Raw genomic sequence first — 22,910 nt, forward strand, 5'->3', positions numbered from 1 at the left:
CAGCATATGTTTACTAAATTGAAGATTTTTCTTGAAATGATTAAATTTGAACACAGCGTGTTTGCCTTACCCTTTGCCTTCATGGGAGCTATTCTTGGTTCCGTAGTACTAAATGGGCATCTGCCGAGTTGGGCGCAAATAGGCTGGATTACGTTAGCTATGGTAGGGGCAAGAACTGCCGCGATGGCGTTGAATCGTGTTATTGACCAAGCGATTGACAAACGCAATCCTCGGACGGTGAATCGTGCTATCCCTGCCGGGCTTATTTCAGTCCCACAAGTCATTATCTATATCATTATCTCGTTTGCAGTACTTTTCTGGGCAACCTATCATCTAAGCACATTGTCAATGAAGCTGCTTCCGATAGCTGTATTCTTTCTTGTCATTTATTCGTATACCAAAAGATTCACATGGACCTGCCATTTCGTTCTTGGCTTGACGCTAGGTCTTGCTCCATTAGGCGGCTGGATTGCGGTTACAGGTCAATTTACGTGGTCTTCGATCATCTTTTTCCTGACGGTTGCTTGTTGGAGCGCTGGGTTTGACCTAATTTACGCTTGTCAGGATACAGATTTTGATCGCAAAGAAGGATTACACTCCCTGCCTAGTCGATTTGGCATTAAGGCAGCCTTGCAAACAGCTCGTGTGCTTCATGTTTTAACCGCAATCGGATTAGTCTCCTTATTCTTTATCACGCATTTGAGTTGGTTGTATTTAGTCGGGCTAGTTATTGCTTATATCTTGCTGTTTAAAGAACATAGACTCGTTACACCACAGGATTTATCCAAATTAAACACAGCTTTCTTCACGATGAACGGTGTCTTGAGTTTAGTCATGTTCACATTCACATTACTTGATGTCTTAGTGAGCCAACATTCATGAGTAGTGGAAACTGGGTTGTTGGTATTACGGGGGCGAGTGGTGCAATTTATGGCGTACGTTTGTGTGAAGTATTGTTGGATCTTGGTTTAGATGTGCATCTTATTATTACGGATGCTGGGTGGCGTGTCCTGCAGGACGAATTGGACTGGAGTGTCACAAAACGTCAGGATGTCCTCGACAAGCAATTCGGGGGACGAGCAGGTTCGTTTGAATATCATCCCGTAGCGAATATTGGTGCGACAGTTGCCAGCGGTTCATTTCGAACCAAGGGGATGGTTGTCATGCCATGTTCAATGGGGACTTTATCTGGCATTGCGCATGGATCATCCGATAACTTACTAGAACGTACAGCGGATGTTATGTTGAAAGAAGGAAGAAAATTAATTCTGGTGCCAAGGGAAACACCTTTGCATGCTATACATTTAGAAAATATGCTTACCCTAACAAGAATGGGTGTGCGAATGATTCCGGCTATGCCAGCCTTCTATAATCGTCCGCGCTCAATCGATGAGATGGTTGATTTTCTGGTAGGCAAAGTAATGGATAGTATGGAGATTGAACATTCCTTGTACCGGAGATGGGGAGATACTGATGAGCAACCTAGACCCTAAAATCCGAATTGGTCGAATTAACTATACAAATGTATGGCCGATCTATTATTATTTTCCAGAACTAATGAACAGTTCGGAAGTCGACATTATTGAGCAAGTCCCTACATCACTCAATCAAGCAATGGCGGAAGGCCGTATTGATATGGGGCCAATTTCATCTTTTTCATATGGACAATATTTCGAGGACTATATGCTTTTCCCTGACCTTTCTGTTAGTTCATATGGTGAAGTGAATTCAATTCTGTTATTTCATGACAAACCGCTGCGAGAAATCGTAAACGGGAAGATCATCCTTCCAACGACATCCGCAACCTCAATGAATTTACTTAAAATTATTATTGAAAAATTTTATAATGGCAAACCGACTTACGAGTATGCGAAGCCAAACTTGGATCAAATGATGGAGGGAGCAGATGCTGCACTCCTCATTGGAGACGATGCGATTAAGGAAAGTTGGCGCAATCAGAGGTATATGATTACGGATCTCGGTCAAGAATGGGCCAAATGGACAGGGAAATGGATGTCATTTGCCGTCTGGGCCATTCGAAAGGAAACGATTCGTAAATATCCTGAGCTTGTAAATTCCATTTATGAAGCATTCAAAGCAAGTAAAGAAAAAGCGCATCGGGATCCGTCATTCATGATAGCAGAGGCGCAAGCTACCGTTGGCGGCAACGCGGAGTATTGGCATCATTATTTTCATACATTGTGTTATGATTTCGCGGCTGAACAGTGGGAAGGACTTACTTCGTATTATCAGTACTGTTACGAGCTAGGATTCTTGCCCAAACCAGTTCAATTAGACATATGGGAAGATAATAAAGTGGCACGGGTGACAGAATGAAAAACTTGTTGGATATTTATTCTAGAAAAAGAAGAGATATTTCAGCGATCGAGAAAGAACTCGAAGAGAGTGTTAACAACGATCATTCTTTACTAAGAGAAACCTCGATCCATCTACTTAAAGCAGGAGGGAAACGGATTAGACCCGTTTTCGTTCTGCTATCGGGTGAATTTGGTAATTATCAACTTCAAACGATGAAAAATGTAGCCGTGCCATTAGAGCTAATTCATATGGCCTCCCTTGTCCATGATGATGTCATCGATGATGCGAACACGCGGCGCGGCCAATTGACGGTACGCTCCAAATGGGATAATCGCATTGCTATGTTTACGGGTGATTATATTTTTGCAAGAGCGCTTGGTGTGATTACACAGATCCCGAACCCCAAAGTTCATCAGATTATGTCCAAAGCGATTGTGGAAATGTCCATTGGCGAGATGGAACAGATTCGATTTTTCTTTCATTCGGAACAAACCATTCGTGATTATTTATTGCGGATTCGCCGTAAAACTGCTTTATTAATTGCGATTTCATGTCAATTAGGAGCGATGGCATCAGGGGCTTCTGATCAGGTGAGCACTAAATTGTATAATTTTGGCTATAATGTAGGTATGGCCTTCCAAATTAGAGATGATATTCTGGATTTAATCGGAACTGAGAAGCAAATCGGGAAACCACCTGGGAGCGATGTCAAGCAGGGGAATATCACATTACCGGTTTTGCTGACCCTCCAAGATCCTGTTTTGAAGCCAATGATATTGACAGAACTGGATCGAATCCATAAACTGGATGGACAAACAGATGTGAGTCGATTCCTAGAAATGATCCGCGGCAGCGCTGGCATTAAGGAAGCCGATCGACTTTCTCAGCTTTATATTGATAAAGCGATTTCGTCGTTAGACAGCCTGCCAAATATCCAAGCGAAGAAGGATCTCATCGAAGTCGCGTATTTCATTGGGAATCGATCGTACTAACGTTAACGTGAAGTGGAAGCTAACGAAGTCAGTTTTCTGGCGAAAACTTTAAGGAGGTAGTCTTTCAATGGAAAAAACATTTCTCATGGTTAAACCAGATGGCGTGCAGCGGGGACTTGTCGGCGAGATTGTTAAGCGCTTTGAACAAAAGGGTTTCCAATTGATTGGCAGCAAGCTGACGGTCATTACCCGTGAGCAAGCGGAGATACACTACGCAGAGCATAAAGGAAAAGATTTTTTCGAAAGACTTGTGAATTTTATTACATCAGGCCCTGTCTTTGCTATGGTATGGCATGGTGATCAAGTTATCACTTTGTCCCGAACGATGATTGGCAAAACCAATTCGCTGGAAGCCGCACCTGGAACCATTCGCGGAGATTACGCTGTACATACGAATCTCAATCTGATTCATGGGTCTGATTCACCTGAAAGCGCTGAACGTGAAATTAATAATTTCTTTCAGCCTAGTGAAATTCACATGTATACGAAAAACATACAAGAATGGATCTAACAACTACTTAATCAAAGAATCTGGTATCTGATGGGGATACAGGTTCTTTTTTGTTGTTTTATGAAGGATTTTGGTAAATCCACACAGAATGTATCAGGGTAGATACTGATCAAGGTGGGTGGACAGCATGGAAGATCAAGATTTTTTACTATTTATTAAAAAGATAAAGGAACACACGTCCATTGATCTTGCGCTCTATAAAGAAGCGCAAATGAAGCGACGATTAACTACCTTGCGGATGAAGCGGGGTTACAATACGTTTATTTCTTTTTTCGAAGCTATGATGAAAGAAAAAGAACTCTTTTATGAGTTTCTGGATCGGATGACGATCAATGTTTCTGAGTTTTGGCGGAATCCGAATCGTTGGGAGCTCGTGGAGCAAAAATTCATTCCAGAAATGCTTAAACGAAATCGCCGGTTAAAAATTTGGAGTGCCGCCTGTTCGACGGGGGAAGAGCCATATACGTTAGCAATGATCTTAGCTGAGCAAGCAGCGTTGGGTGAGACGACCTTACACGCGACGGATATTGACGATGGTGCCTTGGAAAAAGCGCGTAAAGGCATGTATCTGGACCGCTCTGTGCGCGATGTTCCGCCTGCTTATGTGAAGAAATATTTTAAACAAGATGGTCTCATGTTTCATGTTTCAGATGAACTTAAAAAAGCGGTGAAATTCCAAAAGCAAAACTTGCTCGTAGACACGTTTGATAGCGGTTACGATCTTATCGTTTGCCGGAATGTTATTATCTATTTTACCGAAGAAGCGAAGCATGTCCTTTATCAGAAGTTTGCCAAAGCCCTTAAACCTGGCGGTCTGCTTTTCGTCGGTTCCACAGAGCAAATCTTCTCTCCTGGACAATATGATTTAGAGGCAGCCGAAACGTTCTTTTATCGCAAAAAGGGTGTATAAGATCTTCCTATTCTTCCAATACTAAGATGTAGCAATGCAAAGTGAGAGAAATATCGCGCTTTGAACAATGCATACACGCTTAGGGGGCTATCATGGACAAACGCAAGGTGATTACCGCTTATCGCAGAGGAATGATTTCCATTCAAGAATGTGCTCAAATTTTAGGAGTCGATTCCTCACAAATTACGGGTCTAATGAATGATCCTCAGCTTTGTGAGCCTCAGAGGGTTGTCCAGAAGCAGCCTATGCACGGGTAATACTAGCTCCTGTCTAGTTGATGACACGCTTACGCGGAAGGGAATGTCCCCGACCTGTGAAGCGTGTTTTTGCATTTGTGTTGTTGCCAAACCCGCATACCTATACTATAATGACAACAGATAATCGCGCGTCAAAGCGCTAAAGTGCTTGGTGCTGCAACATTCTCATCGTAGGCACACGAAGTAAGTATGCTCGGTTTTTCCATACTATTATGTTTATATACGGAGTTCGATGTTCTTCGTAAAATTCTTAGGGGGTAACGGATTGTGAGATATTTAACAGCAGGTGAAACGCATGGACCGCAGCTCACTGCGATTATTGAAGGGTTCCCGAGTAATGTAACCCTTAACTTTGAAGACTTGAATCATCAATTACATAGACGTCAAAAAGGCTATGGTCGTGGTCGTCGGATGCAAATCGAGAAAGATACAGCTACCATTGCAGGTGGTGTGCGCCACGGTAAAACGACAGGAGCACCAATCGCTTTAGTCGTTGTAAACAATGACTGGAAACATTGGACTTCGGTTATGGGTATCGAACCCGTTGAAGAAGATAATGAAGGTAAGCGTCGCGTAAATCGTCCTCGTCCTGGACATGCGGATTTAAACGGCGGACTTAAATATAATCAAAAAGATTTACGTAATATTTTGGAAAGATCCAGTGCGCGTGAAACAACAATGCGCGTTGCAACGGGGGCAGTAGCGCGTCAATTGCTAGCTGAGTTCGGGATCAAAGTAGCTGGACAAGTGATTCGAATCGGGGATGTAGAAGTAGAGCGTCAAGAGCTTCCAGTTGATGAACTTATTCGTATTACGGAAGAATCTCCAGTTCGTGTAGTGGATAAAGAAGCAGAAGCGAAAATGATCGCTGCGATTGATGCTGCCAAAGAAGATGGCGATACACTGGGTGGTATTGTAGAAGTTATTATTGAAGGTGTGCCAGTTGGACTAGGCAGCCACGTTCAATGGGATCGCAAATTGGATGGCAAAATTGCACAAGCGGTGTTGTCCATTCAAGCATTCAAAGGTGTCGAATTCGGTATTGGTTTTGAAGCAGCGGAGCGTAGAGGCTCCAATGTACATGATGAAATCTTGTACACGCAAGAAGAAGGCTTCAGACGCAGAACGAATCGTGCAGGTGGTTTTGAAGGTGGTATGACGACTGGCGAGCAAATCATCGTGCGCGGTGTTATGAAGCCGATCTCGACGTTGTACAAGCCGTTGCAAAGCGTGGATATTGATACCAAAGAAGTATTCACAGCGCAAGTAGAGCGTTCCGACACTTGTGCCGTGCCAGCAGCAGGCGTGATTATGGAAAACGTAATCGCTTGGGAAGTGGCGAATGCTTTCTTAGATAAATTCGGCGGGGATTCCATCGAAGAAATTCGTACGAACTTAACGAATTTCCTCAAGCAAGTGGAGAACTACTAAGATGAGAGAACTTACCGTAGAGCTTGGAGAACGGTCTTATCCCATATATATTGGCCAAGGCATTCTAACCAATATCTCGGCACTGTTCGATCGCGCGAAGCTTAGCCGCAAGTCGCCGCTGCTCATCGTCACCGACGAATCGGTGGCGGCACTACACTTGGAGCGCGTCCTGACGCTGCTCCGAGAAGGCGGCTTCGCCGCGACGGCCTGCGTCGTGCCCGCAGGCGAAACATCCAAATCCCTCGCGCAGCTCGAGGGAATCGTCACTGCCGCCCTCCAGGCCGGCCTTGATCGCAATTCTGCGATCATTGCCCTCGGTGGAGGCGTGGTCGGCGATCTCGCCGGCTTCGCCGCGGCGAGCTTCATGCGCGGGATCCGCTTCGTGCAGATCCCGACGACGATCCTTGCCCACGACAGCTCTGTCGGCGGCAAGGTGGCGGTCAATCACCCGATGGCGAAGAACATCATCGGGGCGTTTCACCAGCCCGAGCTAGTCCTCTTCGACATCGACTTGCTGTTGACTTTGCCTGAGCGCGAAGTGAAGGCAGGCCTGTCGGAAGTGATCAAGCATGGCTTGATCTGGGATGCCGCTTTCACGCAGTGGTGCGATGAAAACGCAGACAAGTTGTTAGCGTTAGATCCAGAAGCGTTAAGTTATGCGCTTTATATAGGTTGTCAGGTGAAAGCGATCGTGGTATCACAGGATGAGCGCGAGAACGATCTTCGAGCGATTCTGAATCTAGGCCACACAATTGGTCATGCGTTAGAAGCTGTAGCGGGATATGGTGAGTTGCTGCACGGGGAGGCCATCGCTATTGGGATGGTTGGCGCTGCGAAGCTTGCTCAGCAGTTTGGCTACAGCGAAGATATTCATACGGTGACCAAAGGTTTATTTGAGAAATATGGGCTGCCAGTAGCCATTCCTTCGCATTTGGATACAGATCGCATTATGAGTGCCATGATGCATGATAAGAAATTCAAAGAAGGTACGATGGTGTACATCATTCCTACCGAAATTGGTAAAGTCGAGATCCGCAAGGACGTAACGGCACAGCAAGTCAGAGAAATTGTTGACCTTCTAAAAGGGGAGAAATAACCGATGTACTTAAGGGGAATTCGCGGCGCGACAACAGTTCAACACAATGATGCAGATGAAATACTTTCAGCTACGAGTGAGCTTCTTCAAGCGATTGTAGAAGCCAATGATTTCCTTCCAGAAGATATTGGATCGGTTTTCATTACAGTTACGGAAGATATTACGGCAACGTTTCCAGCAAGAGCTATTCGTACGTTGGTAGGCTGGGAACTTGTACCGCTAATGTGTTCATTAGAGGTGCCAGTTGAGAATGCATTACCCAAATGTATTCGCTTGATGGTGCAGGTGAACACGACCAAAACCCAAGCGGAGATCAATCATGTGTATTTGAAAGAAGCGAAAGCGCTTCGACCTGATATTGTTAAATTGACAAATGAAGCTACACGGTAGTATAGTGAATTTAGATGAGTTTAGGTTAGTAGAGCAGAGTTTAGTCGAGTAGAGCAGAGCCGAGTTGAGATGAGAAAAAGTAAAGTAGGAGCCGTATGACCATAGGTTCGTTCCCATAGGGGATCGTCTATTTACTCATACCCAGCCCTCATTATTTTTTTTCACATTCATCCTGATCGTCTACTGAAACTAAAGTCAACCTCTACCCCTGGTAGAGGTTTTTTTGTATTCGAATAGAGTTTTGAGCACCGCAAAGACGAGTAGCTCACAAGCTGAGAGGGGATGTTTCCATGTATACACCTGAGTTGCAAGAAGTCATTCGTTTGTCCAAAGATTATAACCTTATCCCAGTGGTGCGTCATTTACTAGCCGATACCGAGACGCCAATACGTGTATTTCAACATTTGTACCAAGAGCCCCGTGCTTTCCTTTTAGAAAGCGTAGAAGGTGGAGTGAAATGGGCTCGTTATTCCTTCTTAGGCAGCGATCCTTTCTTAATGATTACGGCGAAGCATGGAAAAACAACGGTCGAGACGGGGTCCGAGAAAAAAGTTACGGACGAGAAACCGATCGAAGTGTTGAAGGCTTATCTTCGTTCCTACTCCAGCCCTCAGCTTGCAGACCTTCCTCGCTTTACAGGCGGTGCGGTTGGATTCTTCGGATATGATCTATTGCAATACTATGAGAAACTGCCAGCTCATCTCATTGATGACTTACAAATGAATGATATTCAATTCATGTTCTGTGATCAGGTTATCGTGTTTGATCATTTCAAACAGCAGATCAAAGTGATTGCAAACATACATGTGCCCCAATTCGCAACGGATGCGGATATCGCGAAAGCCTATCAAGCAACCTGTGAGAAAATCGATGCGACGATTGAAAAGATTAAACGTCCACTTAAATCAGATACGATGACGCATAATCCGATTGTGTCTGAACCAGAACTGGGTGAAATTCGCTCTAATATTACAAAGGAAAAGTACATTGCCAACGTGCACAAAGCGAAAGAATACATTCGTGCCGGGGATATATTCCAGGTCGTGCTCTCGCAGCGTTTTGAAATGGAAACGACCGTTTCTCCTTTGCAGGTGTATCGTGTACTCCGAACAATGAATCCTTCGCCTTATATGTACGTGTTAAAAATGGATGATGAGGTTATTGTCGGTACATCCCCTGAGCTGCTGGTACGTGTTGAGGAAGAAAAAGTAGAAACGCGGCCAATTGCTGGAACAAGACCTAGAGGCAAAACACCTGAGGAAGACCATGCATTAGAGCTTGAATTGCTTGCGGATGAGAAAGAACGTGCGGAGCATTTGATGCTGGTTGATCTAGGACGCAATGATATCGGGCGTGTGTCGGAATTCGGTACTGTCAAATGTGATACGTTCATGGACGTTGAACGTTACTCGCACGTGATGCATATCGTTTCGAATGTGTCTGGTAAGATAGCAAAAGATAAAGATTTCTTTGATGCTTTCCTTTCCTGTATGCCTGCAGGCACGGTGTCTGGAGCGCCGAAGCTTCGCGCAATGGGGATTATTGCTGAATTGGAGCCTGAATCTCGCGGTTCTTACGCTGGTGCGATTGGTTATCTAGGGTTCTCCGGTAATTTGGATACGTGTATTACGATTCGGACGATTGTTTTCAAGAATGGCAAAGCCTATGTGCAAGCTGGGGCAGGAATCGTTTGGGATTCAGTACCTGAGAGTGAATATCAAGAAACCGTGAACAAAGCGACGGCTTTGCTGAAATCAATTCGTATGGCAGAAGCCATGTTCAGTCCTGAGCCAAGACCTGTTAGCGATATTAACAAAGATTATTTTGTTAACTCATAGAAGGAAGGGGCATGGATGAATATGAGCGGAATCATTTCGATACAGCAAGCACTTGGTAAAGTCATTAGTGGCAGTCATTTGTCACGGGAGGAATCACGTAGTGTCATGGCTGAGATTATGGATGGAGGCGCTTCACCTGCACAAATCGGCAGCTTGTTGACGGCGCTTCGTATCAAAGGGGAAACCTTTGAAGAGATCACAGGATTTGCGGAGACGATGCGAAGCAAAGCCGTGCAGGTGAAGGTTCACCAAAGCGACCTCCTCGATACCTGTGGAACAGGTGGGGATGGTGCGGATACCTTCAATATATCAACAACAGCTGCAATCGTTGCAGCAGCAGGTGGAATTCGAGTAGCGAAGCATGGAAATAGAGCGATGTCTAGTAAAAGCGGGAGCGCTGATGTTCTTGAAGCGCTGGGAGTCAAGATTACGCTCAGTGGTGAACAAGCGGCAAAGTGCCTAGACCGTACGGGGATTTGCTTTATGTTTGCGCAAGCTTACCATCAATCGATGAAGCATGTTGCAGCACCTCGCAGAGAGCTTGGTTTTCGAACAGTGTTCAATTTACTTGGACCACTAACGAACCCAGCAGGCGCAGATCGTCAAGTACTTGGCGTCTTCGACAGAACCAAGACGGAAATGCTGGCACAATCGTTGCAAGCTCTTGGACTGAAGCGCGCTCTCGTTGTTGCAAGCGAGGATGGGTTGGATGAGTTCAGCATCTCCGCACCTACGAAGGTAACTGAGCTCAAGTCAGATACCATCACAACGTATACGATAACCCCAGACGATTTGGGCCTTCGTTCGCATAGTATCAAAGATGTCGCTGGCGGGGATGCTTCATTGAACGCAGAAATTATTCGTCATATATTTGCAGGTGAAAGAGGGCCTTACCGAGACATCGTTCTTGCTAATACTGCCGCATGCTTCTATGTAACTGGACTTGTAGGCACCTTGCAGCAAGGCGTTAAATTGGCAGCTGATGTGATTGATTCGGGGCGCGCAGAACAGAAATTGAATGATTTAATCCAATATACAGGAGAACTATGCCATGTTTCTTGATAAAATTGTAGCTACCAAGCTTGTAGAAGTGGAAGCGATGAGTGGATTTTCAATCGCAGAGGCAGAGAAGCGGATTGCTCAGCTTCCTCCTTGCCTAGGCTTTGAGAAGGCGTTAACGACTAGGAAGAATCGATCCATGGGGTTAATCGCCGAAGTGAAGAAGGCTTCTCCGTCCAAAGGATTAATTCGCGAGGATTTCGAACCTGTTGCGTTGGCCCAGTCTTATGAACGTGCTGGTGCGGATTGCATTTCGGTTTTGACGGATGTGTCTTACTTCCAAGGGAGTAATGACTATCTGCAAGCTGTGCGCAAAGCCGTGAATGTACCGTTACTGCGCAAAGATTTCACCATTGATCCGAAACAAATCTATGAGGCTAGATTACTTGGCGCTGATGCGATCCTTCTCATAGCTGCGATTCTGACAACAGAGCAAATGAAGCAATATTTGACCTTAGCCAAAGACCTTGGACTGGATGCGCTAGTTGAGGTGCACGATCGTGAAGAACTGGAGCGCGCATTAGAACTGGATACCCAACTCATAGGTGTAAATAACCGAAATTTAAAAACCTTCGTAACTGACTTAGGAACAACTGAAGAGTTGATCAGCTATATGCCAAAAGGTAAAACTGTCGTAAGCGAAAGCGGCATCTCCACGGTTGGAGATATGGGTTATGTGGAACGTGTAGGCGCTCAAGCTGTACTGATCGGCGAGCATTTCATGCGTCAACCGGTTGTGGAGCAAGCGGTCCATCAGTTAATGGGTGAACTGCTCAAAAAGGCTTAGAAACAGGGAAGAAAGAGGCGAATTTGATGGCGGTTGGCACGATTCCGACGGTAAAAATTTGTGGACTTCAAAGCGTTGAAGTGTTAAAATCAATCGTACATTTGCCGATAGCACATATCGGCATTGTTTTTGCACCGAGCAAGCGACAGGTTACGCCAGAGAAAGCTGCCGAGTTGATTGCTTACTTGAAAACGGAAGAAGCGAATGGGCAAATTGTGCCTCGTACTGCAGGCGTTTTTGTAAATCCGACGAAAGAGCAATTGATCGAGATTTTGGCCGTAGCCCCACTTGACATTGTTCAACTTCATAGTCAAGAAACACCCTCTTTTTGCGGGTGGGTTCGTGAACATTTCGGAGTTAGTGTATTCAAATCCATTTCTATTTCGAAAGCAGAAGATCGAATTCCCTCCTCTGCAGAGGTTGCAGCTCAACTAGATCCGTATATCGGGAATGTCGATGCTATTTTGTTAGATACCTTTGACCCCGTATATGGCGGTGGTTCCGGTAAGACTTTTGCCTGGGATTGTATTCCCGTGTATCAAGCATGGGCAAGGGCTGCGGGTGTACAACTGTTGGTGGCAGGCGGACTTCGACATGATAATGTAGATCAATTAGTGCTTGCCTATGCTCCTGACGGCGTTGATGTATCGAGCAGCGTGGAGACAGATGGCGTAAAAGATATTGCGAAAATAACCGCGTTTGTGGAAAGGGTGACCCGTAAGTGACACAAGTACCTGATCAGCATGGTAGATTTGGCAAGTTCGGTGGCCGTTATGTGCCCGAGACATTAATGAATGCGTTACATGAGCTTGAAGAAGCTTATGCGCGATATAAAGATGATCCTGAATTTATTGCGGAAGTTCGTTATTTGCAAAAGCAATACTCTGGGCGACCTACGCCGCTATATTATGCAGAACGTCTGACTGAGCTTCTTGGTGGAGCGAAAATATATTTAAAACGTGAAGATTTAAATCATACAGGTGCGCACAAAATTAATAACACCATTGGACAAGCGGTTCTCGCAAAGCGAATGGGTAAGAAGAAAATCATCGCAGAAACGGGAGCAGGTCAGCACGGTGTTGCTTCTGCTACCGTTGCGGCACTCATGGGTTTCGAATGTAAAGTGTTCATGGGAGAAGAAGATACGAAGCGTCAGCAATTGAATGTATTCCGTATGAAACTGTTAGGTTCGGAAGTTATTCCTGTGACTTCGGGAACGCGTACGTTAAAAGATGCTTGTAACGAAACGCTTCGTTACTGGGTTAGTAACGTGCAAGATACGTATTATATTCTTGGCTCGGTTACCGGACCACACCCTTATCCGATGATGGTTCGTGATTTCCAACGCGTAATTGGAGACGAGTCCCGTGAGCAAATTCTAGAAACAGAAGGCCGATTACCAGATGCGGTAGTTGCCTGTGTAGGCGGAGGCAGTAATGCGATGGGGATTTTTTACCCATTCGTACAAGATGCTTCCGTGAAGTTAATTGGTGTTGAAGCAGCTGGACGTGGCGTGAACACGGAGGAGCATGCAGCGACCATGACCAAGGGTACGCCGGGCGTGTTCCAAGGTTCGCTCAGCTACTTGTTGCAAGATGAGTACGGTCAAGTACTGCCGGCGCATTCGATTTCAGCAGGTTTGGACTATCCAGGGATTGGTCCCGAACATGCTTATTTGAAAGACTCCGAGCGTGCTTCGTATTATCCAATTACGGATCAGGAAGCACTGGATGCACTGCAACTGCTGAGCCGTACAGAAGGTATTATTCCTGCACTAGAGAGTGCACATGCAATTGCTCATACATTGAAATTAGCACCTACGATGTCCAAGGATCAAATTATTATCGTAAGCTTGTCTGGACGCGGTGATAAAGACGTGGAATCCATTCTAAGTTATCTTGGCGAGGGGGTATAGGCGATGAACCGTATTGACAGTCGTTTTGCAGAACTCAAAGCGCGCGGTGAAACCGCAATGATGCCCTTTCTAACGATTGGGGACCCATCGATAGAGGCTTCTCTGGAACTTATTCTCGAAATGGAACGCGCAGGGGCCGATTTAATCGAGCTCGGAGTGCCATACTCCGATCCGCTCGCGGATGGGCCAGTGATTCAGCGTTCATCGGAACGCGCTCTCAAACGTAAGATTTCCATATTTGATGTCATCGATGTGGCCAAACAAGCAAGAGCCCGCGGTTCGGAGTTGCCATTTATCCTCTTTACGTACTATAATCCAGTTCTTCAGATCGGTTTGGATCGTATTTTCAAAGTGATGCAAGAGAATGAAATCAGTGGTATCATCATACCTGATCTCCCTTTAGAAGAAGATAGTGAGACTAGAAGTATTGCGGAGAAATACGGCGTTCATTTGATCCCATTAGTGGCACCAACATCAAATGCACGTGTGCAACGTATCGCAGCGAGTGCGCGCGGTTTCGTTTATTGTGTATCTTCTCTAGGTGTAACCGGTGAGCGCGCTGAGTTCTTTGGAGGAATTGAAGACTTTCTATCAACTGTTCGGGAAGCTGCTTCGGTGCCCATTGTTGTGGGCTTCGGTATCTCGTCGCGTGAGCAAGTCGAACGTTTCGAGAAGCTTTGTGATGGCGTTGTCGTGGGGAGCGCTATTGTCCGTACAATTGAGAATGCTTTGCCGCATTTCGAAGTTGACGCTGCACATCCGGAAGGTCTCAAGCAAATCGGCAGCTTTGTAGGTCAGTTAAAAGGTTCGAACAACTAATTGATGAGGTGACTACACGACATGAAACCGAAACAAACCATTATACATTTGCCAGTCTATCAACCAGGTAAGCCGATAGAAGAAGTCAAGCGTGAGCTTGGATTAACCGAAGTCATCAAGCTTGCTTCTAATGAGAACCCATTCGGGTCTTCTCCACACGTCAAGGCTGCGATTGAAGCGGAAATCGCCAATATTAGCCTTTATCCAGATGGAGGTGCTGTACAGCTAACGGAGGCGGTAGCAGCATCACTAGGCGTTGAGACAAATCAACTTATTTTTGGCGCAGGTTCCGATGAAGTCATCCTAATGTTAGCACGTGCATTTCTAGTGCCTGGTGATGAGTCGGTAATGGCTTCTCATACATTCCCTCAATACAAACACAATTGTGAAATCGAAGGTGCGATTTCTATTGAAGTTCCGTTGAAAGAGGGCACGCACGATTTGGATGCGATGGCTGCTGCTATTACAGATCGTACGAAAATCGTTTGGATTTGTAATCCAAATAACCCAACAGGAACAATGAACACGGATGCTGAAATTAAAGCTTTCTTAGCCAAAGTTCCTTCACACACGATTGTTGTCCTTGATGAGGCGTATTGCGAGTACAATACAACAGGTGAGTTCCCAGATAGTATTGAGCTAATTGGTCAATATAAAAATGTGATTTCACTTAGAACCTTCTCGAAAATTTATGGTCTTGCTTCACTTCGTATTGGGTACGGAATTGGACATCCTGATGTTATTCGATCAATTAACCAAGTTCGTGAGCCTTTCAACACGACACGTTTCGCACAAGCTGCTGCACTCGCTGCGATCCAAGATCAAGATTTTATTGCAAGTTGTCGTGATGCGAATACAGCTGGTTTGCACTACCTAGAAGAGCAATTCAAAGTGCTTGGTCTGCAATCGTTCCCTGCACACGGTAACTTTATTATGGTGGATGTTTCACGACCAGCAGGAGACGTGTTCAATGGCTTAATGCGCCGCGGAATTATTGTTCGTGGTGGACATATGTTAGGTTTCCCAACTTCGCTGCGAGTCACAATTGGCTCTAGCGAGCAAAATGCAAAATTTATTGCGGCTCTAACGGAAGTACTCTCAGAGGTTCCCGTTCAAGTCTAATTCAGAGGATAAAGGTAGATTCCTGTCATGACGAAAATTGCAATATTCGGAGTAGGGCTGATCGGTGGATCACTAGCCTTGTGTTTCAAAGGAAAACCAGACTTTACCGTTGTAGGACATTCGCCCAATCCGAATTCGGTAGAAAAGCTGCTGAAACGAAATGTAGTGGATTATGCCACAACAGATATGGCTGAAGCGGTTGACGGGGCTGATTACATATTTCTCTGTGTCCCTGTAGGTAATCTGGAGGAATATGTACAGAAGCTGATGAAGCTGCCCTTGAAACAAGGCTGCATCATTACGGATGTAGGGAGCACGAAGGCTTCCATCACAGAAAGCGCGGCAGCCCATTTGAAGGAAGGCTATTTCTTTATTGGTGGTCATCCGATGGCAGGCTCTGAGCGGCATGGGGTGGAAGCTGCGTCATCGCACTTGTACGAGAATGCGTTCTACGTGTTGACTCCAGCACGAGGGACGCCACAAAGTGAAGTGGATCGTCTATCTAGTCTGCTAAGTTTAACCAAAGCTCAAATCGTGCAGGTTGACGCACGAGAACACGATGATATCGTGGGTGCGATTAGTCATTTGCCACATATCATCGCGGTAGCACTCGTCAATCAAGTGAGAGGATATAATGAGAGCAATCCCTTATATCAAAACTTGGCGGCTGGTGGTTTTCGTGATATTACACGGATTGCATCTAGTGAGCCGACGATTTGGCGTGATATTCTAGTCAATAATCGTGCTGTTCTGCTTCGTTTGCTCAAGGATTGGAAAGAGGAGATCGCTCGTTTTGTTCAGCTTATTGAGCAGAGCGATGGTGAGGGGATTGCTGAGCAGTTTCGCATTGCAGGCGAATTCCGCAATACATTACCGGAACGTCGCAAGGGCGTACTGACCTCTTTATTTGATATTTATGTAGACGTACCTGACCATCCAGGAATTATTGGAGCCATTACTTCGTTGCTTGGGAATGCTCGAATCAATTTGAGCAACATTCAAATCATCGAAAGCCGGGAAGATGTACCTGGCATTCTACGACTATCTTTCCGTAACCAAGAGGATGCGGATCGCGCTTCAGAATTGTTGGGCAAAGAATATGCTGTACATGTGTAATATGTATCACAATACTTCCTACTTGGACTTCCTTTGCATTGGTTTCTGCCAATGTGAAGGGGGTCTTTTATTATTTTAATAAACAGATTCTCAGGTCAAAAGGCTCATGCTATAATGGGACTTATTATTCATATACATACTTTTTATTGTAATGGGGCTGTTGAAATGAAATATCGAATGCTGGTAGTCAGTTTGTTGGCAGTAATAATTGTTATCCTTAACTTTTCACCCGTTTTAGTAAGTGCCAAAGATGTGTATTATTCCAATGAGGTAGCCGTACTCGTCTATCATCACATCGACGAGAATGAACAGAGCTCTGTCACCATTACACCAAAGCTCTTCCAGCGGCAGCTCGTATCGTTACAGAGGAAAGGTTTTCAGTTCATTACCTTAGACGAATTTAAGGATTTTAAGAGCAAGGGAAAGGCTGTCCCAGATAATGCATTGCTCGTCACGTTTGATGATGGCTATGAAAGCTTTTATACGTATGCTTATCCCATTCTGCAAAAGCTGCATATACCTGCCGTGAATTTCGTTATCACCAAAGATCTAGAAGATCCCAAAAGGCCCAAGTTGGCATCCCTGTCCAAAGATGAGATCAGGCTAATGCGCAGCGAGAATTCTTACATTGATTTTCAAGGGCATTCAGATGAACTGCATGCAATGAGAGATGGGAAGCCCATGCTTTCTAATAAGATTCTGAACAAGGGGACCCTTGAAACGGATGATGAGTTTAAGATCAGAGTTGTACAAGATACGCGCAATTGTATGGCAAAACTTAAGGCATTACAGGCTTCAAAGGAAGTTGATGCCTACGCCTATCCATATGGCAGCTATGATGGTACGACAATCTCCTACTTGCAAGAAGCGGGAGTACGCTATGCTTTTACAACGAAATCAGGGATTGCTTCAGATTGGACAGATCCGATGCAGATTCCACGAATTAATGGAGGAAGTCCTTTTGTTCGTCCGCATTCCATTAGTAATTTAATTAAGCAGGCGAAGAGAGAGCAATCCCAATTTGCAAGCAAGAATTAATCCGTAGTAAACGTTTTCAAAAAAGTGTTGACAGAATGAAACCGTATACATATAATAAAAGTACAGTATGGTTTCTCTCCACTCCTATCCGATAATCGCACCATAAGTGCAACCGCCGATTCGGCGGTTTTTTTTTGTCTATTTTTCTAAGATTGTACATATGAAATGATAGAGGAGTAATTAAAGAGTCACACAATAAATGAAATATGAACTTTATCCAACAATTTGTCGAATCTAGCAGGAATCTCGTGCTGAATCGAGAATAGATAATAGGCTAATTATTTGCCAATTTAGGTATTCACATATTTTTTACAATCCAACGCAACTTTTCACTCCAACTGAAGTAAAACATGTATGAACAGTTGGAGTGGTACCCGGAATCGTGAGGAGGGTCGCCACGTAATGACCGATTCCCAATTGATCAGAGAAATCAAGGATGGAAATGTACAGCTGTATAACGAGCTTATGCGTCGTTACGAGCGTAAAATCCTTGCCTTTATTTATCACATGCTCAAGAGTACACAGATGGAAGCAATCGCCGAAGATTTGTGTAATGAAACTTTTTATAAAGCATATCGCAGTTTGCATTCTTTCCGTGAGATTGAGGCATCTTTTTCTACGTGGTTATACACGATTGCCCGTAATACCGTATTGAGTGAGCTGCGCAAAAATAAAAGTGTCCAAGTGTCGCTGGAGCAAAGCGGGCTAACTCCCCATGCTTCTTTTGACGCGATGCCAGAGCAGGCGATGTTGCGCAATGAGAAGGTGTCCATGGTTCGCGACGCGATCAATAGCTTGCCTGAAAAGCAAAGATCAGCATTGATTTTACGTGAATACGATCAGATGGATTATCAAGAAATTGCCAACATTTTGGGTCAAACTGTCAGCTCGGTGAAATCTCTCTTGTTTAGAGCGAGAGCATCCGTCAAATTGCATTTGGATCCTTATTTCAGTGAACCGATATTCGAAGAATCGAAGGGATGACAAGCGATGAAGTGTAGTGAGATCCAGGACTTATTTGGCGTCTATTGGGATTTACCGAATGATGACCTGCGTCGTAAGGCAGTTGATGTACATTTAGAAACATGTGACTCTTGTAAAGAGGAATTTCAGATATGGGAAGAAAGCATGATCCTTATCCGAACTGCAGCAACGGAAGAAGAGTTTACGGACTTTGAGCCTATCGTTTCCACGAAAGTGATGAGCCGTATTTATGAAGATGAATCATGGCGGATACCAGTTTCGGAACGGATATATTCGATTTCCTACAAATTAAGAAGAAATTTAACTGCCGTCATCGCTTTTTGTCTTGCGCTTTTTGTGTTTAGCTTTTTATTTGCAATTGTTTATGATGGCACACCTCAGTCAACCATGGCTTCTGCGGACAATTCGCTTTATGATTTAGAAGCGCCGCAAGCACTTAAATCAAGTGGGGCAGAATCGTTAAATGGACATAAGCTGGGGGATGCAGTAGCCAGTCTAAATCCAAGCTTCATGGAGCCATTACGCTTTCATGTGGGACCCATTCACTCGTATCCGCATTATTTACTAGTCGTTTCACTGCTTGGGTTAGTCTCCACCATTATTATTATGAATTGGTTATCACGAACGAAAACCTAGTGCTCCTTATGGAGCATTTTGCATTTCAAGAGCTGGAGGTAAAGAATGACGACAATCGGCTTCATACGACATGGCAGCACGGAATGGAATCGCATAGGCAAGCTGCAGGGACAGTTGGATACAGATTTAACAGAAGAAGGCAGAGAGCAAGCTAGATTGCTTGGATTACGTTTAGCCAATGAAAGCTGGGATGGGATCATAAGCAGTGATCTTAAACGAGCAAATGAAACTGCACAAATTATTTCTTCCTTATCAGGTATTCCATTTATACGAACGGATATGCGGTTGAGAGAGCGCAAATATGGGCTAGTAGAAGGCACTACCGTTTCTGAACGTGAAGAGCGCTGGGGAGCCGAATGGAAGCTTCAGGATCTAGGTCAAGAAACGGATAGCGAACTATGGGCACGATGGATGGGGCTGGAGACGGAGATTTTGCGCGATTTCCCGAATAAGAAGATGCTGCTCGTATCACATGGTGGCTTCATTGTTCAAGTGCTTCGCGTTCTAAAGCTGAATCAAGAAGAATTTTTACAAAATACGTCATTAACCCTTTTGTTGCGTCAGTCTGATCAATGGGAACTCCAATTGTATAATTGTTTAACTCATTTGCAAACAACCTCGGAATCGAGGGTATAAACGTAAACATGACTCGATCCGAGTCGTGTTTTTTTGTTTTGCACGGAATATTTTCAGAAAATAATCCCATAATGGTTACTAGAAACATCGGAGTAGAATTGCTCCGTTAGATGGGAGATGTAGGATGGAAATGAACCTAGCGGATATGCTTAGCTATGCCGATATCCATGATTTAGGCCGAATTGCACATACCTACGAGTGTGAGTGTAATGGCCATTCTAAGAATGAGTTGATTCAATCCATACTAAGTACGGCCATGCGCAAAGATATATTCGAAAAACACATTCAGAGTCTTAGTTCGGAAAATATTCGATTCCTCAACTCCTTACTCTCCGATCCTCGCAATGCGTTTAGTATGGAGGAGCTTATTGCTAGAGCCCAGCAGTCTCGATTTCAAAAGGAAGAATCGTCAGAGAGTTGGAATCCACGAGATATGATCCTGAACTTCAAGAAGCTAGGATGGCTGTTTAACGGTTACTCACAGCAAACGAAATATCTATTTCACGTCCCATCCGATTTAAAGCGAAGATTTAGTGATGTGTTGGCCAATCAATTCAAGCAAGCTTTGGTCAAAACAGAAGAACCAGAGATTTATCGCGATGAGCAAGTACTTCTAGCCCACGACGTATTTCACTTCTTAACAGCCGTTGCGCAGCAAGAGATGCCTTTAACAGCAGAAGGTTTTCTTTACAAAAGGCAGCTAGGGCAGATCATCACGTTATTATCTGTTCAAGAGAACATGGTTCCAAAAGGGACTTGGCGGTTTGGTTATGGACGAATGTTTAAAGAATACCCAAATCGATTTTCACTTATTTACGATTATTGCTACTACCACGAATTCATAAGTGAACATGACTTGGTCCTTCGCCTTACAGAAGTAGGCAAAGCTCGTTTAATGGAAGGAAAAAAAGAGTCAATAGCGGATATTTATTCGTTTTGGTTGAGACTTTACAAAACACCAATTCCGAATATCCAGAGCATCGCAGGTTGGATGGATCGACTGTGTGACCAGTGGGTGACGATGGCTTCCATCGTAGAGTTGCTAAGTCAATTGGTAAAACCATTTTACTATGATAGTTCAGCATCCATAGTTGAGCAAAGGATCATTCAAATGATGATGCATATGGGGCTGATCCGAATTGGGGAAGACCACAGTCACGGTGCGGTCATTCAAGTAACCAAGCTAGGATCTAAAGTAATACGAGGAATTAATATTGCCGAAGATGACAAAGTGGTGCTTATTTAAACTAGGTATTAACACATTCATGTTCAAACGGGCTTTTGAATGAAGCGTAGTATTAGCGAGTGAATATGATGTGATAGGAGCATAACAACGGGTTGGCGTACACCAAAATGCAGACACATATTTTTGCGAAAAAGAAGCTCCTGACAAACCGCGGACAACATTTGGAGGTAGGTCTCATGGGAAAAATGAATGTATCTAACGATGCGCTGCTGGCACTTTTCGCGGAAATGATTTGGGATAATGCCTTACGCAAATATAGAGAAGAAAATCTTTATAAGGAGATTGATAGCGCCTTGGCTAAAGGAGATCAGACATCTTTTCTGGCGCTAACATCTGAATTAAGGATTTTACAATCACTAGGGTAATCATTAGCGCGAAAGAATGAGTAAGTAAACACGAAGACATGAGGATTCCAATCCCATGTCTTTTTGTCTGTCGTATGATTGACAGTCAGGAGATGACGGATTAAAGTACAAGTTGAGCTTATGCTACATAGCGAATGTTGTTTTGGTAAATGATAGGGAGGCGCATCACTTTGAAGTTTAATGAGATTGCTTCACAAGATTGGACGGAATTGAAACCTTACTTGGACACATGTCTTCTGCCTGTAACCGGATTGACAGGAATGGAAGATCCGATGCATGTAACCAAAGCGTTGGAGCAGCTCCGAGATGTGATGGAAACCATAGAGATTCCTTACAAAGGCAGAGTAGTCACTTATCCAGCTCTTCATTACATAGCAGATATGGGAACTAATAACCAAGTGAATGACATCGTGCGACATTTGAAGAAATCCGGCTTTCGTTACATCATCATCGTAACCTTGTATGAGGAAGCATTGAATTGGAAATCGGATGATATCGATTTGTTGATTGTTGTCGATCAAGAGCAATGGGTCCAGCAAGCAGAGGTAATTAAATCAGGTATTTCCAAACATGTGCAGCAACTATGGTACTCTGCCTAAGTAACTTTGATGATGTCGTGTATTAATGGAAAAAAAATGTGCAAGATAAGGGTAGTAATGGATGAATGTGGCTTGCAAAAAGTTGTGACAATTTCGTTAAAATTTGTCCAAAAGCGAAGATTTCAATCCAATAAAAGGAGTTATGAATTCTTGACGACCTAGTAGACGTAGGCTATTATTAGAAATGTCCTAGTTATGTAGTGTAATGTCGAACGACACGTGATAGAGGTAGCTGATGTCCGAGAGGGTTCGGGCTTCGGCCAATGTAGGAGGGTAGACCTGAGAATGAGTGATCATAACAATCACAATGAAGAACAGCATGGGAAGAAACCCGGGACCAAACGCGAAATGTCTCGTCGACAATTTCTTTCTTATACCCTTGGTGGCGCTGGTGGATTCATGGGAGCCGGGATTATCATACCGATGATTCGGTTTGCCGTTGATCCTGTCCTTCAGCCTAAAGCAGCATCGGACTGGGTTAAAGTTGTCGAAGAAAGTAAAATTACGAATGTTCCACAAGCGTTTACGTTCCAAATCCATCAGGTAGATGGTTGGTATGAAAGTGAAGCTGAACTCGTAGCATGGATTTCCAAAGATAGTAAGGGTGCTCTCTTTGCGTTAAATCCAACTTGTAAGCACTTAGGTTGTACGGTCAACTGGAACGATAACCCAGCTTACAAAGATCAGTATTTCTGTCCTTGTCATGGTGCGCATTATACGCAAGACGGCAAGAACCTTGCTGTTGCGCCAAGTCCATTAGATGAGTACACAACAAAAGTAGAGAATGGTTTCGTGTATGTTGGACAACTGCATGCTAACACTAGAGTATAAGGGGGCGTCACGA

The 22,910-nt window shown here is 44.3% G+C and carries 26 protein-coding genes; all 26 read left to right on the forward strand.

Features of this window, described 5'->3' with window-relative positions; all coding sequences use genetic code 11:
• Positions 1 to 6 precede the first annotated feature (6 nt).
• The gene (locus tag J2736_RS03225; protein WP_310223474.1) at positions 7 to 882 is read left to right on the forward strand and encodes a UbiA-like polyprenyltransferase; all 876 of its coding nucleotides are present in this window, start codon (positions 7 to 9) and stop codon (positions 880 to 882) included.
• Positions 879 to 1,493, forward strand: coding sequence for a UbiX family flavin prenyltransferase (locus tag J2736_RS03230; RefSeq protein WP_310223476.1), 615 nt, complete (start codon positions 879 to 881; stop codon positions 1,491 to 1,493). Before J2736_RS03225 ends, J2736_RS03230 begins: the two co-directional genes overlap by 4 nt.
• Positions 1,474 to 2,337, forward strand: coding sequence for a menaquinone biosynthetic enzyme MqnA/MqnD family protein (locus J2736_RS03235; protein WP_310223478.1), 864 nt, complete (start codon positions 1,474 to 1,476; stop codon positions 2,335 to 2,337). The genes J2736_RS03230 and J2736_RS03235 overlap by 20 nt, the downstream gene beginning before the upstream one ends.
• On the forward strand, positions 2,334 to 3,311 hold the full coding sequence (locus tag J2736_RS03240; protein WP_310223479.1) for a polyprenyl synthetase family protein: 978 nt from the start codon (positions 2,334 to 2,336) through the stop codon (positions 3,309 to 3,311). The genes J2736_RS03235 and J2736_RS03240 overlap by 4 nt, the downstream gene beginning before the upstream one ends.
• A gap of 67 nt (positions 3,312 to 3,378) precedes the next feature.
• The gene (gene ndk / locus J2736_RS03245; protein ID WP_310223481.1) at positions 3,379 to 3,822 is read left to right on the forward strand and encodes a nucleoside-diphosphate kinase; all 444 of its coding nucleotides are present in this window, start codon (positions 3,379 to 3,381) and stop codon (positions 3,820 to 3,822) included.
• 127 nt (positions 3,823 to 3,949) lie between these two features.
• Positions 3,950 to 4,732, forward strand: coding sequence for a CheR family methyltransferase (locus J2736_RS03250; protein ID WP_310223483.1), 783 nt, complete (start codon positions 3,950 to 3,952; stop codon positions 4,730 to 4,732).
• Between the two features lie 92 nt (positions 4,733 to 4,824).
• Positions 4,825 to 4,989 carry a hypothetical protein gene (locus tag J2736_RS03255; protein WP_310223485.1) on the forward strand — a complete coding sequence of 55 codons (165 nt, stop codon included), beginning with the start codon at positions 4,825 to 4,827 and terminating at the stop codon, positions 4,987 to 4,989.
• A 267-nt stretch (positions 4,990 to 5,256) separates the two neighbouring features.
• The gene (gene aroC / locus J2736_RS03260; RefSeq protein WP_310223487.1) at positions 5,257 to 6,420 is read left to right on the forward strand and encodes a chorismate synthase; all 1,164 of its coding nucleotides are present in this window, start codon (positions 5,257 to 5,259) and stop codon (positions 6,418 to 6,420) included.
• Between the two features lies 1 nt (position 6,421).
• Positions 6,422 to 7,516 (forward strand): 3-dehydroquinate synthase, encoded by a 1,095-nt coding sequence (aroB, locus tag J2736_RS03265; RefSeq protein WP_310223489.1) that lies wholly within the window; start codon positions 6,422 to 6,424, stop codon positions 7,514 to 7,516.
• Between the two features lie 3 nt (positions 7,517 to 7,519).
• Positions 7,520 to 7,906: a chorismate mutase gene (gene aroH, locus J2736_RS03270; protein ID WP_310223491.1), complete on the forward strand. Its 387-nt coding sequence runs from the start codon at positions 7,520 to 7,522 to the stop codon at positions 7,904 to 7,906.
• A gap of 290 nt (positions 7,907 to 8,196) precedes the next feature.
• Positions 8,197 to 9,744 (forward strand): anthranilate synthase component I, encoded by a 1,548-nt coding sequence (gene trpE / locus J2736_RS03275; protein WP_310223492.1) that lies wholly within the window; start codon positions 8,197 to 8,199, stop codon positions 9,742 to 9,744.
• Between the two features lie 21 nt (positions 9,745 to 9,765).
• Entirely contained in the window at positions 9,766 to 10,806 is a 1,041-nt protein-coding gene (gene trpD / locus J2736_RS03280; RefSeq protein WP_310225180.1) for an anthranilate phosphoribosyltransferase, read from the forward strand.
• On the forward strand, positions 10,796 to 11,590 hold the full coding sequence (trpC, locus tag J2736_RS03285) for an indole-3-glycerol phosphate synthase TrpC (RefSeq protein ID WP_310223495.1): 795 nt from the start codon (positions 10,796 to 10,798) through the stop codon (positions 11,588 to 11,590). The genes trpD and trpC overlap by 11 nt, the downstream gene beginning before the upstream one ends.
• Positions 11,591 to 11,616: 26 nt before the next feature.
• The gene (locus J2736_RS03290) at positions 11,617 to 12,315 is read left to right on the forward strand and encodes a phosphoribosylanthranilate isomerase (RefSeq protein ID WP_310223496.1); all 699 of its coding nucleotides are present in this window, start codon (positions 11,617 to 11,619) and stop codon (positions 12,313 to 12,315) included.
• Positions 12,312 to 13,505, forward strand: coding sequence for a tryptophan synthase subunit beta (trpB, locus tag J2736_RS03295; RefSeq protein ID WP_310223498.1), 1,194 nt, complete (start codon positions 12,312 to 12,314; stop codon positions 13,503 to 13,505). Before J2736_RS03290 ends, trpB begins: the two co-directional genes overlap by 4 nt.
• A gap of 3 nt (positions 13,506 to 13,508) precedes the next feature.
• Entirely contained in the window at positions 13,509 to 14,324 is an 816-nt protein-coding gene (trpA, locus tag J2736_RS03300) for a tryptophan synthase subunit alpha (RefSeq protein ID WP_310223501.1), read from the forward strand.
• A 21-nt stretch (positions 14,325 to 14,345) separates the two neighbouring features.
• A complete protein-coding gene (gene hisC, locus J2736_RS03305; RefSeq protein ID WP_310223503.1) occupies positions 14,346 to 15,446 on the forward strand; it encodes a histidinol-phosphate transaminase in 1,101 nt (366 codons plus the stop codon).
• A 27-nt stretch (positions 15,447 to 15,473) separates the two neighbouring features.
• Complete coding sequence (locus tag J2736_RS03310; protein ID WP_310223505.1) at positions 15,474 to 16,562, forward strand: prephenate dehydrogenase; 1,089 nt, start codon at positions 15,474 to 15,476, stop codon at positions 16,560 to 16,562.
• Positions 16,563 to 16,727: 165 nt separating this feature from the next.
• Complete coding sequence (locus J2736_RS03315; RefSeq protein ID WP_310223507.1) at positions 16,728 to 17,600, forward strand: polysaccharide deacetylase family protein; 873 nt, start codon at positions 16,728 to 16,730, stop codon at positions 17,598 to 17,600.
• A 402-nt stretch (positions 17,601 to 18,002) separates the two neighbouring features.
• Positions 18,003 to 18,584, forward strand: a complete 582-nt coding sequence (locus tag J2736_RS03320; RefSeq protein ID WP_310223509.1) for an RNA polymerase sigma factor — start codon at positions 18,003 to 18,005, stop codon at positions 18,582 to 18,584.
• 6 nt (positions 18,585 to 18,590) lie between these two features.
• Positions 18,591 to 19,220: an anti-sigma factor family protein gene (locus J2736_RS03325; RefSeq protein ID WP_310223511.1), complete on the forward strand. Its 630-nt coding sequence runs from the start codon at positions 18,591 to 18,593 to the stop codon at positions 19,218 to 19,220.
• 45 nt (positions 19,221 to 19,265) lie between these two features.
• Positions 19,266 to 19,856: a histidine phosphatase family protein gene (locus tag J2736_RS03330; RefSeq protein ID WP_310223513.1), complete on the forward strand. Its 591-nt coding sequence runs from the start codon at positions 19,266 to 19,268 to the stop codon at positions 19,854 to 19,856.
• A gap of 124 nt (positions 19,857 to 19,980) precedes the next feature.
• Positions 19,981 to 21,102 carry a hypothetical protein gene (locus tag J2736_RS03335; RefSeq protein WP_310223515.1) on the forward strand — a complete coding sequence of 374 codons (1,122 nt, stop codon included), beginning with the start codon at positions 19,981 to 19,983 and terminating at the stop codon, positions 21,100 to 21,102.
• Between the two features lie 176 nt (positions 21,103 to 21,278).
• On the forward strand, positions 21,279 to 21,467 hold the full coding sequence (locus J2736_RS03340; RefSeq protein ID WP_056616951.1) for an IDEAL domain-containing protein: 189 nt from the start codon (positions 21,279 to 21,281) through the stop codon (positions 21,465 to 21,467).
• Between the two features lie 170 nt (positions 21,468 to 21,637).
• Positions 21,638 to 22,066, forward strand: coding sequence for a DUF2487 family protein (locus J2736_RS03345; protein ID WP_310223518.1), 429 nt, complete (start codon positions 21,638 to 21,640; stop codon positions 22,064 to 22,066).
• Between the two features lie 285 nt (positions 22,067 to 22,351).
• Positions 22,352 to 22,897 (forward strand): ubiquinol-cytochrome c reductase iron-sulfur subunit, encoded by a 546-nt coding sequence (locus tag J2736_RS03350; protein WP_310223521.1) that lies wholly within the window; start codon positions 22,352 to 22,354, stop codon positions 22,895 to 22,897.
• Positions 22,898 to 22,910 lie beyond the last annotated feature (13 nt).

Origin of the sequence: Paenibacillus qinlingensis (assembly GCF_031455095.1) — a bacterium.
Lineage (GTDB): Bacteria > Bacillota > Bacilli > Paenibacillales > NBRC-103111 > Paenibacillus_E > Paenibacillus_E qinlingensis_A.

What these genes read in the sequence shown, in the direction of transcription:
- J2736_RS03225 (WP_310223474.1), top strand. Translation starts at nt 7, where the DNA reads ATGTTTACTAAATTGAAGATTTTTCTTGAAATGATTAAATTTGAACAC.
- J2736_RS03230 (WP_310223476.1), top strand. Translation starts at nt 879, where the DNA reads ATGAGTAGTGGAAACTGGGTTGTTGGTATTACGGGGGCGAGTGGTGCA.
- J2736_RS03235 (WP_310223478.1), top strand. Translation starts at nt 1,474, where the DNA reads ATGAGCAACCTAGACCCTAAAATCCGAATTGGTCGAATTAACTATACA.
- J2736_RS03240 (WP_310223479.1), top strand. Translation starts at nt 2,334, where the DNA reads ATGAAAAACTTGTTGGATATTTATTCTAGAAAAAGAAGAGATATTTCA.
- ndk (WP_310223481.1), top strand. Translation starts at nt 3,379, where the DNA reads ATGGAAAAAACATTTCTCATGGTTAAACCAGATGGCGTGCAGCGGGGA.
- J2736_RS03250 (WP_310223483.1), top strand. Translation starts at nt 3,950, where the DNA reads ATGGAAGATCAAGATTTTTTACTATTTATTAAAAAGATAAAGGAACAC.
- J2736_RS03255 (WP_310223485.1), top strand. Translation starts at nt 4,825, where the DNA reads ATGGACAAACGCAAGGTGATTACCGCTTATCGCAGAGGAATGATTTCC.
- aroB (WP_310223489.1), top strand. Translation starts at nt 6,422, where the DNA reads ATGAGAGAACTTACCGTAGAGCTTGGAGAACGGTCTTATCCCATATAT.
- aroH (WP_310223491.1), top strand. Translation starts at nt 7,520, where the DNA reads ATGTACTTAAGGGGAATTCGCGGCGCGACAACAGTTCAACACAATGAT.
- trpE (WP_310223492.1), top strand. Translation starts at nt 8,197, where the DNA reads ATGTATACACCTGAGTTGCAAGAAGTCATTCGTTTGTCCAAAGATTAT.
- trpD (WP_310225180.1), top strand. Translation starts at nt 9,766, where the DNA reads ATGAGCGGAATCATTTCGATACAGCAAGCACTTGGTAAAGTCATTAGT.
- trpC (WP_310223495.1), top strand. Translation starts at nt 10,796, where the DNA reads ATGTTTCTTGATAAAATTGTAGCTACCAAGCTTGTAGAAGTGGAAGCG.
- J2736_RS03290 (WP_310223496.1), top strand. Translation starts at nt 11,617, where the DNA reads ATGGCGGTTGGCACGATTCCGACGGTAAAAATTTGTGGACTTCAAAGC.
- trpA (WP_310223501.1), top strand. Translation starts at nt 13,509, where the DNA reads ATGAACCGTATTGACAGTCGTTTTGCAGAACTCAAAGCGCGCGGTGAA.
- hisC (WP_310223503.1), top strand. Translation starts at nt 14,346, where the DNA reads ATGAAACCGAAACAAACCATTATACATTTGCCAGTCTATCAACCAGGT.
- J2736_RS03310 (WP_310223505.1), top strand. Translation starts at nt 15,474, where the DNA reads ATGACGAAAATTGCAATATTCGGAGTAGGGCTGATCGGTGGATCACTA.
- J2736_RS03315 (WP_310223507.1), top strand. Translation starts at nt 16,728, where the DNA reads ATGAAATATCGAATGCTGGTAGTCAGTTTGTTGGCAGTAATAATTGTT.
- J2736_RS03320 (WP_310223509.1), top strand. Translation starts at nt 18,003, where the DNA reads ATGACCGATTCCCAATTGATCAGAGAAATCAAGGATGGAAATGTACAG.
- J2736_RS03325 (WP_310223511.1), top strand. Translation starts at nt 18,591, where the DNA reads ATGAAGTGTAGTGAGATCCAGGACTTATTTGGCGTCTATTGGGATTTA.
- J2736_RS03330 (WP_310223513.1), top strand. Translation starts at nt 19,266, where the DNA reads ATGACGACAATCGGCTTCATACGACATGGCAGCACGGAATGGAATCGC.
- J2736_RS03335 (WP_310223515.1), top strand. Translation starts at nt 19,981, where the DNA reads ATGGAAATGAACCTAGCGGATATGCTTAGCTATGCCGATATCCATGAT.
- J2736_RS03340 (WP_056616951.1), top strand. Translation starts at nt 21,279, where the DNA reads ATGGGAAAAATGAATGTATCTAACGATGCGCTGCTGGCACTTTTCGCG.
- J2736_RS03350 (WP_310223521.1), top strand. Translation starts at nt 22,352, where the DNA reads ATGAGTGATCATAACAATCACAATGAAGAACAGCATGGGAAGAAACCC.